The sequence below is a fragment of the Azospirillum sp. BE72 genome (assembly GCF_031455875.1).
Taxonomy (GTDB): domain Bacteria; phylum Pseudomonadota; class Alphaproteobacteria; order Azospirillales; family Azospirillaceae; genus Azospirillum.
Genome location: NZ_JAVDTO010000002.1, coordinates 260,908 through 278,660, shown reverse-complemented (window position 1 = coordinate 278,660; position 17,753 = coordinate 260,908). Strand labels below are relative to the sequence as shown.

Below are 17,753 nucleotides of genomic sequence, written 5' to 3'. Positions count from 1 at the left end.
CGCGGCGACGCTAACCGATTCCCGATGCTCGATCCACCGCCGTCACCGCGGACATCAGAGCGGACCGGAGGATGCCCCGCCCTCCCCGGCCTCGCGCGCGGCAGCACCCAGCACGTCACGCAGGTTCACCAGCATGCCGGCGGTCGCCCCCCAGATGTAGCGCTGCGGATAGGGGAAGGCGTAGAACCAGCGCGGCTTTCCCAGGAATTCGCGGCTGTGGCGTTGCGGATTGGACGGATCGAGGATGAAGGACAGTGGCACCTCGAACACCTCCGCCACCTCGATCGGGTCGGGCGTCAGGATGAAGGGCGGCGACACCACCCCCACCACCGGCGTCACCCGGAATCCGGTGCGCGTGACGTAGGTGTCCAGCCGGCCGACGATCTCGATCCGGCCGCGCTCCAGTCCGATCTCCTCAGCCGTTTCGCGCAGTGCGGTATCCTCGGGACCGTCATCCTCCGGCTCCATCCGGCCGCCGGGGAAGCTGATCTGCCCGGCATGCGCGCTCAGCGTCGCGGTGCGCTGGGTGAAGATGACGGTCAGTTCCTCCGGCCGATCGACAAGGGGGACCAGCACCGCCGCCTCGCGCAGGGTCGTCGGCGGTCCCAACTCCGGATTCAGGTCGTGGTCGCCGCGGATTTTGGCCGCGTGCCGGGGCGCAATCCGGTTCGACCGGACCGCGTTCTCCACCGCCGCATCCATCGCCTCAACGGGCGTCTCATCGGGGCTCATCGCCGGGAAGCGCCGGCGAACCTCCTCCAGGCTCAGTCGCCAGGCAGCCTGCCCAGCACGAAGAAGACCTTGTTGCTCCATAGACCCACCTCGGACTCGCCGGTTTCGGTACGGCGCGTCTCGCTGCGCTCCACCATGTCGTAAAACACGGGCCGCAGGATTCGCGCCTCCAGCCGGCTTCTGATCTGGATGTAGGGTGCCGGCTCCCCGGTTTCAGGGTTTACGGCCACACGGATCGGATGGTCGGGGCCGGCTTCGACCTGATGGTCGAGGTTTGTGCGGAAGGACAGGACCTGATCGGCCCCGCTGCCCGCGACCGTCATCTCCACGGCGACGAAGGGCGCGTCCTCCACCACGATCCGGCCGCGTTCGACCGGCGTGATCAGCCAGTAATCGCCCTCGTCGTCGCGCTGCAGAACGGTGGAGAACAGCTTCGCCAATTCGATCCGGCGGATCGGATCGCCATTGTGGAACCAGGTGCCGTCGCGCGCAATGCGGATGTCATACTGCTCCAGCGTCGGCGTCCGCCCCAGCGCCGCCGGCAAACCCGGCGGTAGTTCCGAAGCTGTTGGCCCATCTGCGCGCTTGTCATTCGCCATTGCGTTACCGACCTTCATGGGATTGGGAACCGTTTTGTCCCCGAACATGCGTATTTTCGCCACACTCGACCGTTAGGTCCACTCCAATGGTCCGTCGGCCCTACCCGGTCCGGCAGCAGGATCCGGAAAATGGGTGTCGACAACGCGCAGGAACAGGGCCAACCATGCGGATCCCGTGTTTCCCGTCGCGGAAGACCGCGACTGCCACGCCGAACCGGCCCATTCCTGGGCCAGCCCATCATCGGGGGAGCAGCAGACCTTGAGCGCACAGGACATCCTGAGGGGGCAGCCACCCGTGCCGGAGGACCCGCAACGGCTGATGGAGGAGATCGAGGCGCTGGGCGATCGTCTGGCGTCCGTCCGCGACCGCATCGGCCGCGTGATCTTCGGCCAGCAGGAGGTGATTGACCGCACGCTGGTCACGCTGCTGGCGGGCGGCCATGTGCTGCTGATCGGCGTTCCCGGCCTTGCCAAGACGCGGCTGGTGGAAACGCTGGGCATCGTTCTGGGACTCGCCGAAAAGCGCATCCAGTGCACGCCCGACCTGATGCCCGCCGACATCCTGGGCTCCGAAGTGCTGGAAGAGGGCGAGAACGGCCGCCGGTCCTTCCGATTCCTGCCCGGCCCGGTGTTCAGCCAGCTTCTGATGGCGGACGAGATCAACCGCGCCAGCCCGCGCACCCAGTCGGCGTTGCTGCAGGCGATGCAGGAGCATCGCGTGTCGGTCGCCGGCCAGTACCATCCCCTGCCCCAGCCCTTCCACGTCCTGGCGACCCAGAATCCGCTGGAGCAGGAAGGCACCTACCCGCTGCCGGAAGCCCAGCTCGACCGCTTCCTGATGCAGATCGACGTCGAATATCCGGACCGCGAGGCGGAACGCCGGATGATGATCGCCACCACCGGTTCCGCCGACGAGCGCGCGGTGACGGTGCTGTCCGCCGCCGACCTGCAGGCGGCTCAGCGCCTCGTCCGCCGCGTTCCGGTGGGCGAAGGGGTGGTCGACGGTATCCTCGACCTCGTGCGCCGCGGCCGGCCGGAAATGTCGGAGCTCATGGAGGTGCGCCAGCACGTCGCCTGGGGTCCCGGCCCGCGCGCCAGCCAGTCGCTGATGCTCGCCGCCCGTGCCCGCGCGGTGCTCGATGGCCGGCTGTCGCCCTCGCTGGACGATGTGGTGGCGCTCGCCAAGCCGATCCTGAAGCACCGCATGGCGCTGAACTTCGCCGCGCGGGCCGACGGGGTGACGCTGGACGACGTCATCGACCGCCTCTGCGCCCCCCTGATGTAACCCCCCGGAGCGGAGCCGCGATGCCGCGAAGCCCTCAGCAGAAGACCCAGGCGGCGACGACGCTGCTTGCCCGGCATCGCGCGGAGGAGCTTGCCTCCGCCCTGCCCCCGCTTCTGGTCGCGGCGGAGCGGGTGGCCGCCACCGTCGCCCAGGGCGTGCACGGCCGGCGCCGCGTCGGTCTGGGCGAGACCTTTTGGCAGTTCCGCCGCTACCAGCCCGGCGACGCGCCGTCGATGATCGACTGGCGCCAGTCGGCCAAGACCCAGCCGGTCTATGTGCGCGAGAATGAATGGGAGGCGGCGCAGAGCGTCTGGCTGTGGCGCGACCGCTCGCCCTCCATGGATTTCCGTTCCGCCGCCGGCCTGCCGACCAAGCGCGAGCGGGCCGACCTGCTGACGCTCGCCACCGCCGTCCTGCTGGCGCGCGGCGGCGAGCGGGTGGCGCTGCTGAACAGCGGCGTGCGCCCCGACCATGGCAAGACCGCCATCGACCGCATCGCCCGGCTGATGACCGACCCGCGCGCCGCCGCCTCTCCCGATCCCCTGCCGCGGGTGGAGCCCCTGCCCCGCCATGCCCAGACCGTGCTGTTCGGCGACCTGCTGTCCCCCCTGCCGGAAATCCATGCTGCCGTCGCCGGGCTGACCGGGCGCGGGCTGCGCGGCCATCTTGTCCAGATCCTCGATCCGGCGGAAGAGACGCTGCCCTATGACGGCCGCGTCGATTTCCACGGGATGGAGGGCGAGCAGACTCTGCTGGTCCCCCGGGTGGAGGCGGTGCGCGAGGCTTACCGCGAACGCCTGAAGGCACAGCAGGACGGTCTGGCCGCGCTGGCCCGCGCCGCGGGTTGGAGCTTCGCCGTCCACCGCACCGACCGTTCCCCGCAATCGGCGCTGCTCACCCTATGGGGTGCGATGGCGATGGAGGCGGTGTGAAGCGGCGGCCGGAGAACCCTGTCTCGCACTCCCCATCATCCCCGCGAAGGCGGGGATCCAGGCTTGCCCTCGGCACCACGCAGCCCGATGTCTGGATCCCCGCCTGCGCGGGGATGACGGTCGATTACGGCCGCAGGCCCTTGTGGCTTGCGCGGCCGATCCCCTCCCCCTCGTGAAGACGCGCCAATGCTGGGTCTCGGACCGATCGCCTTCGCCGCCCCCTGGGTCTTGACCGCACTGGCCGCCCTGCCGGTCCTGTGGTGGCTGTTGCGCGTCACGCCGCCGGCGCCGCGCGCCGTCCAGTTTCCCGCCATCCGCCTGCTGCGCGACCTGACCGCGCGGGAGGAGACGCCGGCCCGTACGCCCTGGTGGCTTCTGCTGCTGCGCCTGATCGTGGCGGCGCTGATCATCCTGGCGCTGGCCGGGCCGCTGCTGAACCCGCGCGCAGCGCTGCCGGGCGGCGGACCGCTGTTGCTGGTCGTCGACAATGGCTGGGCCTCCGGCCGCGACTGGCCGACGCGCAAGCGCATGATGGACGAGTTGATCGCCCAGGCCGAGCGCCAGCAGCGCCCGGTCATCCTGCTGCCGACCGCCCCGCCGGCGGACGGCCAGCCGATCCATGCCAGCGCCGTCCTGCCCGCCACCGAAGCCCGCCGTCTGGCCCAGGCGCTGGCCCCCCTGCCCTGGCCGACCGATCGCGCCGCGGCGCTGGAGGCGCTGAAGGCGGTCGCCGCCCAGACGAACGGCAGCGGCTCCATCCATGCGGTATGGCTCAGCGACGGTGTCGGCGACGGCCGGGCTGCGGCGCTGGCGGCCGGGCTGCAACGGCTGGGCTCCGCCGACGTGCTCGACGATTCGGCGGAGCGTCCCCCTCACCTGCTGCTTCCGCCGTCGAGCGAGGGCACGGTGCTGACCGCCCGCATCGTCCGCGCCGACCCGTCCCGGCCGGAGCCGGTGACCGTCCGCCTCACCGCCGCCGACGGCCGGTTGCTGACCCGCCAGACCGTGGCCTTCGAGCCCGGCCAGAAGGTTCGCGAAGTGCGGCTGGACGTTCCCACCGAACTGCGCAACGACGCCGCCGCCCTGCGGGTGGAGGGCGACACCACCGCCGGCGCCACCGTGCTGCTGGACGAGCGCTGGCGCCGCCGCCCGGTCGGGCTGGTTTCCGGCCGGTCGGAGGGGGAAAGCCAGCCGCTGCTGTCGGACCTCTATTACCTTGAACGCGCCCTGTCGCCCTACAACGAGGTGCGGCGCGGCGACACGCTGGACCTGCTGAAGCGCGATCTTGCGGTCCTGATCCTGTCCGACATCGGCGCCCTGACCGGCAGCGAGGTGCAGGACATCGAGGATTGGGTGAAGAAGGGCGGCGTTCTGCTGCGCTTCGCCGGGCCGCGTCTGGCCCAGCATGCCGACACGCTGGTGCCGGTCCGCCTGCGCATCGGCGACCGCGCTCTGGGCGGCGCCCTGTCATGGTCGGAGCCGGCGCGGCTGCAACCCTTCCCGGCCAAGTCGCCCTTCGAAGGGCTGACGATCCCCGCCGATGTCCAGGTCAACCGGCAGGTGCTGGCCGAACCGGCGCTGGATCTGGCCGACCGCACCTGGGCGCGTCTGGCCGACGGCACGCCGCTGGTGACTTCGCAGAAGCGCGGGGACGGCTGGATCGTGCTGGTCCACACCACGGCCAATCCGGACTGGTCGAACCTGCCGCTGTCGGGCCTGTATGTCGACATGCTGCGCCGGTTGGTGGCGCTCAGCGGCGGCGTGACGGGCACCGCGGCGACCACCTCGCTCGACCCGGTCGAGGTGCTGGACGGCACCGGCCGCCTCATTCCCCCCCCGCCCACCGCGTTCCCGATTGCCGGCAATGCCGGCGCCGACGTGATCGGGCCGCGCCACCCGCCGGGCTTCTACGGAACCGACGACGCCCGCCGCGCCCTGAACCTGTCCTCCGCCGTCACCACCATCGACCCGCTGCCGCCCCTGCCGGCCGGCGTCGGACGCGACGGCTATGGCGGCCGGGGCGAGGTTCCTTTGAAGCCGTCGCTGCTGGCGGCGGCGCTCGCCCTGCTGTCCATCGACCTGCTGATCGCCCTGGCGCTTCGCGGCCTGCTGCGCGCGCCCCGCCTGCGCCGTGGAGCGGGCGGAGCAGCGGCCGGACTGCTGCTGGCCGTGGCGCTCGCCGCCGCACCGCAGCCGGTTCGGGCGCAGGACCAGGACAATGCGGTGAAGGTGACGGCGGAGACCTATCTCGCCTATGTCCAGACCGGCGACAGCGGGGTCGACGACACCTCCCGCGCCGGGCTGGAGGGGCTGGTCAGCGTGCTGGGCCTGCGCACGGCGGTGGAGGCGGCGGGAGCGGTCGGCGTCGATCCGGAGCGGGATGAACTGGCCTTCTATCCCCTGCTCTACTGGCCCGTCTCCGACCGGCAGAGGCCGCTGTCGGACCAGGCGCGGCAGCGGGTGAACGAATACATGCGCAGCGGCGGCACCATCCTGTTCGACACCCGCGATCAGGCGCCGGGCGGCGGTTCCGGCATTCTGCAGCGTCTGGTCCAGGGGCTGGACATCCCGCCGCTGGCCCCGGTGCCGCAGGATCATGTGCTGCGCAAATCCTTCTATCTGCTGACCGATTTCCCCGGTCGGCAGGCCGGCGGCCAGCTGTGGATCGAAGCGCGGGAGGGACCAGCGAATGACGGCGTCTCCTCCGTCGTGATCGGCGGCAACGACTGGGCCTCCGCCTGGGCGGTCAGCCGCAACGGCCAGCCGATGTACGCGGTCATCCCCGGCGGCGAGCGCCAGCGCGAGATGGCCTATCGCTTCGGCGTGAACGTCGTGATGTACGCCCTGACCGGCAACTACAAGGCCGACCAGGTCCATGTGCCCGCCATCCTGGAAAGGTTCGGCCAGTAATGCCCGTCGATCTGCTCTCCGGACTTTCAGTGGCTCTGGCGCCGCTGCTGCCCTGGCCGGTGCTGGGCGCCCTGATCGGCTTCGCCCTGCTGGTGGTGCTGGTCGCCGCCCTGCGCCGGGCGCGCGGCACACTGCTTCGCCTGCTGGCCGTCATCGTGCTGGCGCTGGCCCTGATCAACCCGTCGCTGGTGCAGGAGAAGCGCGACCCGATCAAGGACGTCGCCGTGGTCGTGGTCGATGATTCGCCCAGCCAAGCCATCGGCGACCGCCGCGCCCGCACCGACCGGGCGGTGGAGCAGCTGACCGAACGGTTGAAGCGCTTCGAAGACCTCGAGGTGCGCGTGGCGCGCACCGGCGAAGGAGCCGAGTCCGGCGGCACGATCAACGAGACGCATCTGTTCGACGCGTTGAACCGCGCGATGGCCGATGTTCCGCGCCGCCGCATGGCCGGCGCCGTGTTCATCACCGACGGCCAGGTGCATGACGTCCCGCAGGTGCCGGGCAAGCTGGCCGACATCGGCCCTGTCCACACCCTGCTGACCGGCGACCGCAACGAGGGCGATCGCCGCATCGCCATCGTGCAGGCGCCCAACTACGGCCTTGTCGGCAAGTCGGTGGAATTGACCATCCGCGTCGACGACATGCCCGGACGACAATCTCCCGACGCCGCGGTGACCCTGCGCCAGGACGGCGGCGCGCCCGGCACCATCCGCGTTCCGGTGGGACAGGACGTGCGGATCGACCTGCCGGTCACCCATGGCGGGCAGAATGTCCTGGAACTGGAGGTCGAGGCGGCGAAGCAGGAGCTGACGCTTGCCAACAACCGCGCTGCGGTGGTGGTGAACGGCGTGCGCGACCGGCTGCGCGTCCTGCTGGTCTCCGGCGAACCTCATGCCGGCGAGCGCACCTGGCGCAACCTTCTGAAGGCCGATCCGGCGGTCGATCTGGTCCATTTCACCATCCTTCGCCCGCCCGAGAAGCAGGACGGCACGCCGATCCGCGAGCTGTCGCTGATCGCCTTCCCGATCCGCGAGCTGTTCGAGGTGAAGCTGGACGAGTTCGACCTGATCATCTTCGACCGATACCGCCGCCGTGGCGTGCTGCCCCAGATGTATCTGGAGAACATCGCCGACTATGTCCGCAAGGGCGGCGCCCTTCTGGAGGCATCAGGCCAGGGCTATGCGTCGCCGCTGTCGCTCTACCGCACGCCATTGGGCGCCATTCTCCCGGCCGCTCCCAACGGGCAGACGGTGGACCGCCCCTTTCTGCCGACCGTCACCGATGTCGGTCGCCGCCATCCGGTGACCGCCGGACTGCCAGGCGACCGCATCGATGCGCCGCCGACCTGGGGCCGCTGGTTCCATCAGGTCGATGTCGCCCCCAACGGCGGCACCGTGGTCATGCAAGGGGCCGACAACCGCCCCCTTCTCTTGCTGGACCGCGTCGGCAAGGGCCGGGTGGCGCAGCTCGCCTCCGACCAGATCTGGCTGTGGAGCCGCGGCTTCGAAGGCGGCGGTCCGCAGGCGGAGCTTCTGCGCCGCCTTGCCCATTGGCTGATGAAGGAACCGGAACTGGAGGAGAACGACCTGCGCGCCCGTGTGGACGGCAACCGCATCACGGTGGAACGCCGCTCCCTCACCCCGGATCCGCGCTCGGTCACGCTCACCGATCCGTCCGACCAAACAAGCACGCTGCAACTGGCCGACGACAAGACCGGTCGCGCCATTGCCACGGTGACGGCCAGCGCGCCCGGAATCTACCGCATCTCAGACGGGGAGCGGACGACGCTGGCGGTGGTGGGGGCGGTCAATACGCCGGAACTGGCCGACGTGCGGTCCACCGGCGACCGGATGCAGCCGGTTGCCGAGGCGACCGGCGGCGGCATCCACTGGGTCACCGACACCGACAGCGGTCCAAATCCCGGCATCGAGGTGCGCCGGACCCAGGCAGACCGTAGCCAGAGCGGTTCCGGTTGGATCGGCCTGCGCGCCAACGGCGACTATACGGTGACCGGCGTGACGGAGGTGCCGCTGCTGCCGGTCGGTGCGGTTCTGGCCCTGGTGCTGGGCGGCCTGTTGATGGCGTGGCGCCGGGAGGGACGCTGACCGGCGCAGGCTGATTCCGCAGCGAAAATTTTCTGAAAACAGCCTGTTGCGTTCGGCCGGGCTTCCGATTATGGTGCCGCTCCTTCCGGCGATACGAGTTGATCGCCGCGCCGGTTGGGGCGTCGCCAAGTGGTAAGGCAGCGGTTTTTGGTACCGCCATTCCCAGGTTCGAATCCTGGCGCCCCAGCCATATCCAGCTATCCTCCGCGAAAAACTCAGGATTTCCGAGCATTTAGCCACTGGCCAAACGGCCGGCGGGGGCTCGGCCGCGCGCTGTAGCACCAGCTGTACCACATGGTGCTCCACTGCGGATTCCCAGCCGTCGCTCCGGTCGGCGCGGAGGACGCATGCTGCCCACCCCCCATCTGTTCCAGCGCGGCACTGTCTGGTGGTGGCGCCGGCGCATTCCGAAAAATTTATCCGCAAATTTCCGCCGACGCGAAACCGTCGTCTCGTTGCGGACAAACATTCCCGCCGAGGCGCTCGCGCGCGCCGCCCGACTCCGGGCGGCAACCGACGCGCTGTTCGACGGAGTGCGGCAGGCGATGGCCCTCGGGCTGACGATGAGCAAGGCGCAAATGGACGCCATCATCCTCGATCTCGTTCACCACGAGATCGAGGCGGCGGAACTCGCCCGTGCGCTCGCCCCGCCGCGCAGCCCAGGTGAGGCCGCGGCCGCGGTGGCCCGCGCCCGCGCGTTGCGCGGAGAGATGCAGACTGCCCTGCACCTGAACCAGCTCGACGCCGCGCGCGTCCCCCTTGACGCCACGCTGGCCCGGCTGCAGTTGGCCCTGGTGCCGGAGCTCCCCGATTACCGGCTGCTGCTGCGCAAGGCAGCCTGGGGCTTGGCAAACGAGGTGGCGAGCGCCCACGAGCAGCACGAGAGCGGGACCTCCGCCACCGGCGCCTTCTTTGCCCCACCGGCCGCCGCGGCGCCGGGCGCCCTGGTCGGGGCCGCCACCACGGTTTCGCCGCTGCAGGCGCTGGCGCCGATGCCATGGCCGCCGGCCGCTGCATTGCCCGACCAGCCGGCGGCGCCCTCCATGCCCCCTGTGCCTCCGGCGAATGGCGCGGCGCGTCCCGCCTCAGATGCGGAGGCGCCGTCGGCTCCCGGCGGCACGCCCGCGGTTGTCGACACGCCCGCCAGCATGGGCGCGGCGCCACCGCGCTCCGCCACCCTGACGATCGGTGAGGCGTTCGACGGTCTGATCGCCGAGAAATCCTCGTCGCCGTCCTGGGTGATGAACATGCGCCGCAAGGTCGAAGCGTCCCGCCGCCTCTTTGTCGAGGCGGTCGGCGACCGACCGCTCGACGAGATCGAGCCGGAAGACATCGATCGGTTTCGCGCGATTATCGAGCGGCTGCCGGCGAACCATGGCAAGAGCGCCCAGGACCGTCGGACGGCCAGCGAAGTCGCCGACGCGACCGACGCCGAGGAGCAGGACCGGATCGACGAACTGGAGGAACGCCACACGCTGGGCGAGCTGACACGCGCTGATTTCGTCGAGAGGCGTGACCGCCTGCGTATCCGGCGGTTGACCTCCACGACGCTCAACCTGCACCTGGACCGGGTCAAGGCCGCCATCGACTGGGCCATCGAAAAGAAGCGCTTCGCTGGCCCGAACCCGGCGCAGGGTAAGCGTCTGGACGACGGAGAACGCGACGCACGGGACCGTGAGGTGCCGAGGCGGGACCGTGAACCCTGGGGACGCCAACGCGTGCGCGCGCTCCTCGCCTCGACGGCCTTCCAGGGCGAAGGCCTGCGCACAGATGCGTTCTTTTGGGCAACCAAGATCACCTTGCACAGTGGGTTGCGGACGGAGGAAGTGCTGCAGCTCCACGGTGACGACATTCACCAGAAGGATGGCGTTTGGTGCTTCCGCGTCTGCGATGGGCCGGGCAAAACCCTCAAAACACGGTCTTCCAAGCGGGACGTGCCCATCCACCGTGTGCTGATCGAACTCGGCATTCTCGAACTCGCGGCGCTCCGGCGCCGGGAAAATGCCACCCGGCTGTTCACCGACATTGAACGCGGCGCGTCCTACGAGAGGTTTTCCGATCTGTTCAGCAAGGACTTCGGCCGGTACACGCGCGCACAGGGTCTCTACAGGCCCGGAAATGACCACTACTCCCTGCGCAAAGACTTCAACGTTCGCCTGCGTGAAGCGGACGTGGTTGTCGGCGCCCGCAAGCGCCTCATGGGGCACTCGATCAAGGACCTCACCGACGGTACCTACGACCCCGCCGGGGAGACGATGGCGAAGCTCCGCGAATACGTCAACCGCATCGACCATGGCGTGCGCGTCGGCCCCAACCGCCGCATTTACATCGAGCCCCTCGCGGAAGAAGCCCCTGCGGCGTGACCGCGCGTAATCTCCGGCCACTGCGCGGCGGCCGCATCCTGTCACCGGCACGGGAGCGAACATCGCGCCGCTGGGTGGCGGAGCGCGGATTTGCGGCCGATTAGGTCCAGCGTCCGCCCCCGTCATTGGAGCGAACCGCGACCGCCAGGACCGCACTGCCTGGACCGCCGGTCGACCGGCACCGTCGTCCGCCGCAGGCCTGAGGGCATCGTATGGGCATCTTTCTAGAAACGGCGGCCGGCTGGGACGGCTGACGGGGCTGAGCTCTGCCCGCCGGAGACCGTTGTATGTCCATCCCTCCGATCCACCGCCGCCGACGACCGCGCCCAGCCCGGGCTCGTTACCATCGGCGTCGGCGCCAGGTCATCCGGTGACGATGGACTGGCCGGCCTGCGGATCAACGCCGCCTACATCCGCCCGTCGTCAGGTTATCCGGTCTGCGGCGGCCTGCACGCTCTTATGCACGGGCTCAAGGTCGCCGACGAGCTGCGGCACGGTCAGCCGCCGTCGCTCCGTGTAGCCCACCGCCATTACCGCTGCGCTGCCGGCAGGGCGGACTGCACCAACCAGCCGGAGGTCGTTTTGCCGCGGAGCGCCGCATGACATGGCGTTTTGCCGCCGATGTCGGCGCCTGCACCGGCACAGTCTTCGTGGGCCCAGCTTGCCTGCAGAGGCGGTTAGCAGCAAGCGCCGTCGCCGGCCTGGTCACGGCGCGTCTCGACGCTCTCGAGGCGGCGTACCGTCCGCGCGTGGCGGCGGCGCTCGGTATTGACGAGACTTAGCCTCGGCCGGGCCGCCGTCGCCGGGCACGATCACAGTTGCTGCCTGCTGCTAATTACGGTACCAAAGGCCAACCGGGGGCTGCTGGAGGGACACTGACACCCGGCGGGCGACAGTGGTGGCAGAGTTATGCGGGTTGACGAACCTCGGTCGGCTACGGATCGTCACCATAGAAATGACACCGCACCACTGCGATGCTGTCCGCGCCATCCGACACGCTAACCGACACCGGAGCGCCGGCATCCCCGGCGTACGGCGTTGACGCTTCCCGCACGCGGATCGGGATCGGCCGGAAGGTCGGCAAAGTTCGGCCGGTGGCGCGCAGGAGAGTCCGGCCCGCAGCTGTTGTCCGGCGACATCATGAACAGCATCCCACGAGGACGGCGACGGAAGCAGAAGCCACAGGGCTGACGTCATCGCCTTGAGGGGGCAGCCGACTTCAATAATGACGTATTCGGAAGAAGTTGGTTGCAGGCACGCAACCAAAAATACTTGACTCTCTCACCGATCTCGATCTGAGCTTCTGACCGATCAAGTTAAAGCCTCGACACTGCACCCTGCCCGACAACGTTGCACCATCAAATACGGCAATGATTGGGAGTGTTTGCTCAACCGAACGGGAACAGTACGGCGCCGCCCCCGCGCTGGCTTCTGTCACGTGTTATAGCGGCGGCATCTGACAGGAGGCGCCGTACCTCGGAACTACACGCCAAAGGTCGCGGCGGCGGCAGGAAGCGCCCCGGCATTTCGCCCTCGCAGATGGCGCCTAGCTCGGTCATAGACCGAACTGCCCGCTGTGCCGCCCTGGGTACGGTACTGCGGTCGCCCCAATCGGCGACCGTGCGACGAACCACCTGGTTCAGTTCCGCAGTACCATGGAGCGCAAACAGCCGTCCCAGGTGGTTAGCAACATCGGCAAAGAACGGAAAGGAGAGAGTCAGCATGGCCCAATGTAGGGCCACGCGCTGTTCTGGGCCGACCGAGGCAAAAAGGGCGGCGGCGCTGTCGCGCAGATCCTCGCTCCCCGCCGGAACCGTGATCCACGTCCGCATGAGTACCGTTAAGGTCTTGCCGAGCGCTCCGTGGCGTGGGTCTCCGGCCAGCTCTTCGCCCAACAGCTCGCAAAGGGCATGGCGCGCCTCGGACGGAGGAAGGCGTTGCATGGCAAGCCCTGCTGCAGCGTCGAGCCAGGGCTTCTCCAGCTTCCGATCGAAGGCGATGGTTCGAGTCATTTGCTCTCGTATTCAATCAACGGCACGATCACCTCCTCCAGCGCAGCACCGCCATGAGTGATGACGTCAGCCCCAACCTGCAGGAAAGCGCTGCGGCCCGCCGCCAGCAGGACGTGCTGACCCGGAAGGACGGCGACCCCGCTCTCCGGCGCAAACATACTATCGTCGGACTCCCTAGTCGACTGCGCCAATTCGGGCCGGTCAAAGACCATTACCCGTTCTCCCCGTTCTTCCGCCAACTTTCCGCTGGGCGGCCGGCCGACTCCCGTCGCATGGACGTTCCCATGATCTGAGGTCACGAGCACGCGAAAGCTATGCTCTGCCAAGCCCGCGATCAGTCGGGCCAAGTGCCCGTCCTTCGCCCAGCGCGCGATCTGTTCATGGTAGGCGCCCGGTCCGGCGACGGCGCCGTGCAGGGATCGGTCGATGGTGGCTGCGACCAACCCCAGGACCTCGACCCGTTCGTCGCTAGCCAAATCGAGAGCAGCGGCAACGAACGCACTGTCACTCTCCTGCCCCCCTTGGAGCCGGAACCTGACCGACCGGAGCTGCGCGCCTGCCGCTTCCCAGGTACGGAACCACAGCGCCTCTTCAGTCCCCTTGGCGGACTGCGGGCATCGTGGCGACAGGCCGGAGAAGATGGAGCGACGCGACACGTCGGTCAGCGTCGGAAGCTGCGCAAAGAGCGCGGCCTCGCCGATCTGCTGCAACCGCCCGCCGAACCCCAAGCGTGGCCGGATAGTCATCCAGTCCGCCCAGGACATCCCGTCCACCACTACAAGCGCGAGCCGCCGAACCCCGCGCAGGCGGCGTAGCGCGTCCATGTAAGCCGGGAGTTGGTGTACTACCGCCGGAGCCGGCCACGGGGGTAAGGACGCTTGCGCCGTATAGTGCCGAACCATCCAGGCGGTAAAGGCTCCGTCCACACGGTCGCGCAGCTTGTCGCGCTGGTCCCGCATCTCTGCTGGCTCCTCCATTACCAAGCTGCGCCGGAGCGCCAGCCAGTCGCCGAAACGCGGCGCGAAAGCGAGCCAGGCGCGGCCGGCTTCGTCAGGGCCTGGGACGGCGATCTTCAGCGCCTGGGTGAGGCGCTCCATGCGGGCATAGTCGCGTGGGGCAGCGCCATCGACAACGCCGGCGGCCAGCCAGCTGTCAGCAACGCGCCTGATCGGCACCAAGGTGGAGGGCGTAAGCAGACCATCGGCGAACATATTGTTCACCATCGGCCGGATCTCGTCCGCGTCGAAGGGGACCAGAACCTCCCTGAAGCCGGAACCCAGAGATAGCTGGGCGCGCAGGAACGGTTCCCATTGGCTCTGCAGGAATTCGAAGAACGCCGATCGGTTGTAAAACATGCTCTCGAGAGGCAGGTCACCGAAGCGGCCCGTAGCCGGCACCCGCTCCAGCCAATGGCCTGCCAGTTCCGGTGGTAGCACGCGACCGGCATAGTGCAGGCGCAGGAGCGCACCGATTAGGGTGGCTTTGGTACAGCGGGCCGGGTCATCCAGGCCGAATACGCGGGCCAAGACATAGTCCCGGGTGCCCCGGGCGCCCAGCCGCTCCGCCGGCGGGGTCCTCCGCACCGCCCGCCATAGCGCGTCGAAACCCTCCTGGCCCAGCAGGCGAACACCGTCCGAGGAGAGATGCGGAAACAGGATGCCGACGGACAGGCTGACCAGACGGCCGGCCCGGCGCGCAGCATCGTACAGGTCCCACGGCGCGGCCTGGTGATCCGCCGCCGACAGCCAGATGATTGGCGTCGGTGCTGGCTGTCCTTCGGCCAGCGGGCTCGCCACGTCCCGCTCATAGAGATAGCGTCCGACGATGCGGTCCGCGAAGTCGATCAACAGATAGCCCCGAGTCGCTAGCGCTTCCGCTAGCCCAGCATCGGCCAGCAGATGATCGGGGTCGGAACAGACGACTGCCGGGGCCGGTGCATCCGGCGGGAAGCCGGCGAGCACGGCACCGCGCCAGCCGGCCGGGGCGTTCGAAGGTGCGGCCCCCATCGCGAGATGCCTAAAGCTCGCCCGCTAGCGTGCGGGCGGTGTCATACAGGATAGTGATCTGCTCGTCCTCCTGCACCGTCTCCTCCGGCAGGCGCTTGGCGATTGCCAGAATCTCCTCCGCCTTCCCTTCGCCCAACAAGTGGCTGAACCCCACACGTACAGCCTCTCGCCTCGCTTTAGAGAAGCGCTTGCGGCTGGCGCCCCGGTACTGCTGGAACTCGCCCCACAGATGCTCCTCGCGGGCACGCTCGATCTCCGCCTGGTCCGCCGGGTCGGGCACGTACCAGTGGCCAAGAGCCAGAGACCGGGTCTCCGGGTCATTGGGGTCGAGAGGCAAGAAGGCGGGCCGGGTGGCGCGCAGCAGGCGCATCAGCTTTTCCGGCACAGGCCGGTCGCCCTTGTACTCGACGAAGTTGAAGCGAAGCAGCTCGCGTAGCTCCAAATCCTGTTCCTTGGCCGGCCAGGTCTGGGCCGCCGCCTTGTAGGGGTTGTAGAGCTGGTCGATGGTCCGCGGCTCGTGCTCCAGTTGGTGGTGCAGCCATAGGATGGCGCTGCGCTCGTCGTTGATGAACAGCTCCGCCTGGGCCGGAACACCGCGGGCGTTGCGCTCCGCCCGATAGGCGCGCAGCTGGTCCTCATCGAGGAAATGCATCCCGTCTTCCAACGGGTATCGTTGTGCCAGCTCCTCTAGGAATTCCCCACGGCTCAAGGGGATCGGCGCACCCTGGACCAAGTGGAAGCTGACCATCCGGTCGAACAGTCGCAGCGGCGTGCGCTCCGCCGCGGTTTCCAGCCGGCTGCCCAGCTCGGCAAAGCGGGGGGCGTGGCGCAGTTGCTCCTCGATGAAGGTCCAAACGCTGTCAGGGCTACCCTTGGCCCGGTCGAACCGCGACAGCATGGCGGGAGAGGGTTTGTAGGCGTTGATGACCAAGTCGTTCTTGACTGTGTGGGAAGTTTCCTGGCGATAGCTGCGCTGCTTCTTGTCCAAAGTCAGCACACTAGCCACGACGAAGCCGGCGCGCCCCATCGCCTCCTGAATGGCGTTCCAGACGGCGTTGTAGGAGTTGTGAAACACGACCGTGATCCAGCGGCCGGGCTTCAGCACCCGGAAGTACTCAGCAAAGCAGGCCGCCATCATGTCACGGTAGTCGTCGATTGTCTTTTCTTTCCCGGAGTCGACGATTGTTTCTTGTTCCACGGTGGTCATGGCTCGATGCCATGTCTCGACCATCAAATTCATATCAGCGTAATAGATATTTTCACCGAAGGGTGGATCAGTGAAAATATAATCCAGCGAGTTCGTGGGGGCTCTGAGAGACGAGCATGTCGTCACTTCAGTAGATGCTCCGTCAAGCGTCCCAGCATGGCTAAATGCACTTTTGATCGACTTCAACTTACCGTCAAGAATGTATCGAAAATTCACCTCCGACGACTGTGAGGCAACATAGTAGACGCCATTTAGAATGCGGTTGGTCTGAGAGTAGTGAGTTGGACTGTATCGGTTCAGCAGCGACATGCCCCAAATCGCCTGCTCCACGAGATAGATGAGCATGTTCCTGAGCCGCCCATCCGTCTCCGCGGATGCGCGTCTCCACATGGCCGCCAGCACGTGGCGAGGGCGTGGCAGGAACAGGTGGTGGATGTGGGTCACGCCCTTCGGTGCCAGCCGTGAGCCGTGCGACATCTCCTCAATTGGAAACGCGTCGGTTGGCAGTTCCGGTGGCAGCGGCATCTCGGCGATGCGTTTTAGCACCGCCAGATCCTCCTCATCCGGTGACTTGCTATGATCCCGACCGCGGTGGCTGTAGACGATCAGGTGGGGCGTGAACTTGACGTGGGTCCAGGACTCATCTGTCGCCTGATCGATCTCCGTCGTCGTCTGCACATCTAGTTCTGCCTTGGTCAGGCGGGTGGTGCAATGGGGGCAATTGAACGCCTCATGCACCCGGCCCGTTACCTTATCCAGCGCCACGTCGGTGAAGACGATTTCGCCGGTGCAGGTGGGGCAGCGGAAAACCTGGCTCCACACCGTATATTCGATGCGGCCGAACTCCTCAGTCGGCTTCCCCTTGTGCAAGTGGCGGGTCCGGTACATCCAGCCTAGTTCTGCTTCCACCTCCGCCAGGATCTGCTTGGCGCGGATGGCAAAGGTTTCCAGGTCGAAGGGCGTGGTAGAGTTGGCGGCGATGAAGGCCGCCGCGGGCGATAGATCCGACATGATGGCTCGTCGCGCCCCCCACTCCGGGGCCGGTCGGCCTAAGCGACGGAATCTCGCCTCCACCTCCTGCCGATAGGCCTGCGGCGCCGTGCCGCACAGCCCCGCCGCTACCCCGGTCATGCCCGAGCCGCAGAACCCGTCCAGCACTATGTCCCCCGGCTTGGTATAGGCCAGAATAAAGGGCACGATGGCCTTGGGCGGCACCTTGGTGTGGTAGTTGTGCGCCTTGTACAGTGCATCAGTCTTTCCCTCCGCCACATCATCAGCGAATGGCTGCACGTCATAGGGCTCGGCCGGGTCATAGGGACGGCCGAAATGCGCCACGAACTCCTCCAGGAACGGGTTGGGGCAGGCAGTGAACCAGGGCGGGTCCGAGAGGCGCAGGATAGTGGCGTCATCCGCCTTGGGAAACCCCGGCTGCGCCCGGAACGCCGGTTCCGCCAGATGCCGGGCCAACCGCTCCCGATACCAAGCACGCCGCGCCTCCTCCGACGGGAAGCTCCGGCCCAGACACTGCACCGGCCCCTCTTTTCTCCCCGCTCCCCCAGACCCACCGACCAACGGCAATTCCCCGTCCATACCCCAACCCCT

The 17,753-nt window shown here is 68.0% G+C and carries 10 protein-coding genes and 1 tRNA gene; 6 read left to right on the top strand and 5 right to left on the bottom strand.

The genetic code is table 11. The features are described from left to right. Positions 1–54 precede the first annotated feature (54 nt). On the bottom strand, positions 55–732 hold the full coding sequence (locus J2Y49_RS07470) for a CoA pyrophosphatase (protein WP_310113719.1): 678 nt from the start codon (positions 730–732) through the stop codon (positions 55–57). A gap of 32 nt (positions 733–764) precedes the next feature. Further along, the gene (locus J2Y49_RS07465; RefSeq protein WP_310113717.1) at positions 765–1,331 is read right to left on the bottom strand and encodes a DUF1285 domain-containing protein; all 567 of its coding nucleotides are present in this window, start codon (positions 1,329–1,331) and stop codon (positions 765–767) included. Between the two features lie 319 nt (positions 1,332–1,650). Here J2Y49_RS07465 and J2Y49_RS07460 point away from each other — a divergent pair, with 319 nt between their 5' ends. From J2Y49_RS07460 to J2Y49_RS07435, 6 genes are all read left to right on the top strand, one after another. Next, positions 1,651–2,616, top strand: a complete 966-nt coding sequence (locus tag J2Y49_RS07460) for a MoxR family ATPase (protein WP_310114974.1) — start codon at positions 1,651–1,653, stop codon at positions 2,614–2,616. Between the two features lie 20 nt (positions 2,617–2,636). Further along, a complete protein-coding gene (locus J2Y49_RS07455; RefSeq protein WP_310113715.1) occupies positions 2,637–3,548 on the top strand; it encodes a DUF58 domain-containing protein in 912 nt (303 codons plus the stop codon). Between the two features lie 186 nt (positions 3,549–3,734). Beyond that, a complete protein-coding gene (locus J2Y49_RS07450; protein ID WP_310113714.1) occupies positions 3,735–6,458 on the top strand; it encodes a DUF4159 domain-containing protein in 2,724 nt (907 codons plus the stop codon). After that, the gene (locus J2Y49_RS07445) at positions 6,458–8,563 is read left to right on the top strand and encodes a hypothetical protein (RefSeq protein WP_310113713.1); all 2,106 of its coding nucleotides are present in this window, start codon (positions 6,458–6,460) and stop codon (positions 8,561–8,563) included. The genes J2Y49_RS07450 and J2Y49_RS07445 overlap by 1 nt, the downstream gene beginning before the upstream one ends. Positions 8,564–8,678: 115 nt before the next feature. Beyond that, positions 8,679–8,753 (top strand) — tRNA-Gln (locus J2Y49_RS07440). A gap of 157 nt (positions 8,754–8,910) precedes the next feature. Next, complete coding sequence (locus J2Y49_RS07435) at positions 8,911–10,926, top strand: site-specific integrase (protein WP_310113712.1); 2,016 nt, start codon at positions 8,911–8,913, stop codon at positions 10,924–10,926. A 1,388-nt stretch (positions 10,927–12,314) separates the two neighbouring features. Here J2Y49_RS07435 and J2Y49_RS07430 read toward each other — a convergent pair. Genes J2Y49_RS07430 through J2Y49_RS07420 form a run of 3 tightly spaced genes read right to left on the bottom strand, consistent with a single transcriptional unit; the run spans position 12,315 to position 17,741 of the window. Then, a complete protein-coding gene (locus J2Y49_RS07430) occupies positions 12,315–12,938 on the bottom strand; it encodes a hypothetical protein (protein ID WP_310113711.1) in 624 nt (207 codons plus the stop codon). Beyond that, positions 12,935–14,944 (bottom strand): BREX-3 system phosphatase PglZ, encoded by a 2,010-nt coding sequence (gene pglZ / locus J2Y49_RS07425; RefSeq protein WP_310113710.1) that lies wholly within the window; start codon positions 14,942–14,944, stop codon positions 12,935–12,937. The genes J2Y49_RS07430 and pglZ overlap by 4 nt, the downstream gene beginning before the upstream one ends. Positions 14,945–14,954: 10 nt before the next feature. After that, positions 14,955–17,741: a DNA methyltransferase gene (locus J2Y49_RS07420; RefSeq protein ID WP_310113709.1), complete on the bottom strand. Its 2,787-nt coding sequence runs from the start codon at positions 17,739–17,741 to the stop codon at positions 14,955–14,957. Between the last annotated feature and the right edge of the window lie 12 nt (positions 17,742–17,753).

Excerpts from the sequence above, each read along its gene's own strand:
- J2Y49_RS07455 (WP_310113715.1), top strand. The coding sequence starts at position 2,637 with ATGCCGCGAAGCCCTCAGCAGAAGACCCAGGCGGCGACGACGCTGCTT.
- J2Y49_RS07445 (WP_310113713.1), top strand. The coding sequence starts at position 6,458 with ATGCCCGTCGATCTGCTCTCCGGACTTTCAGTGGCTCTGGCGCCGCTG.
- J2Y49_RS07450 (WP_310113714.1), top strand. The coding sequence starts at position 3,735 with ATGCTGGGTCTCGGACCGATCGCCTTCGCCGCCCCCTGGGTCTTGACC.
- J2Y49_RS07460 (WP_310114974.1), top strand. The coding sequence starts at position 1,651 with ATGGAGGAGATCGAGGCGCTGGGCGATCGTCTGGCGTCCGTCCGCGAC.
- pglZ (WP_310113710.1), bottom strand. The coding sequence starts at position 14,944 with ATGGGGGCCGCACCTTCGAACGCCCCGGCCGGCTGGCGCGGTGCCGTG.
- J2Y49_RS07420 (WP_310113709.1), bottom strand. The coding sequence starts at position 17,741 with ATGGACGGGGAATTGCCGTTGGTCGGTGGGTCTGGGGGAGCGGGGAGA.
- J2Y49_RS07470 (WP_310113719.1), bottom strand. The coding sequence starts at position 732 with ATGAGCCCCGATGAGACGCCCGTTGAGGCGATGGATGCGGCGGTGGAG.
- J2Y49_RS07465 (WP_310113717.1), bottom strand. The coding sequence starts at position 1,331 with ATGGCGAATGACAAGCGCGCAGATGGGCCAACAGCTTCGGAACTACCG.
- J2Y49_RS07430 (WP_310113711.1), bottom strand. The coding sequence starts at position 12,938 with ATGACTCGAACCATCGCCTTCGATCGGAAGCTGGAGAAGCCCTGGCTC.
- J2Y49_RS07435 (WP_310113712.1), top strand. The coding sequence starts at position 8,911 with ATGCTGCCCACCCCCCATCTGTTCCAGCGCGGCACTGTCTGGTGGTGG.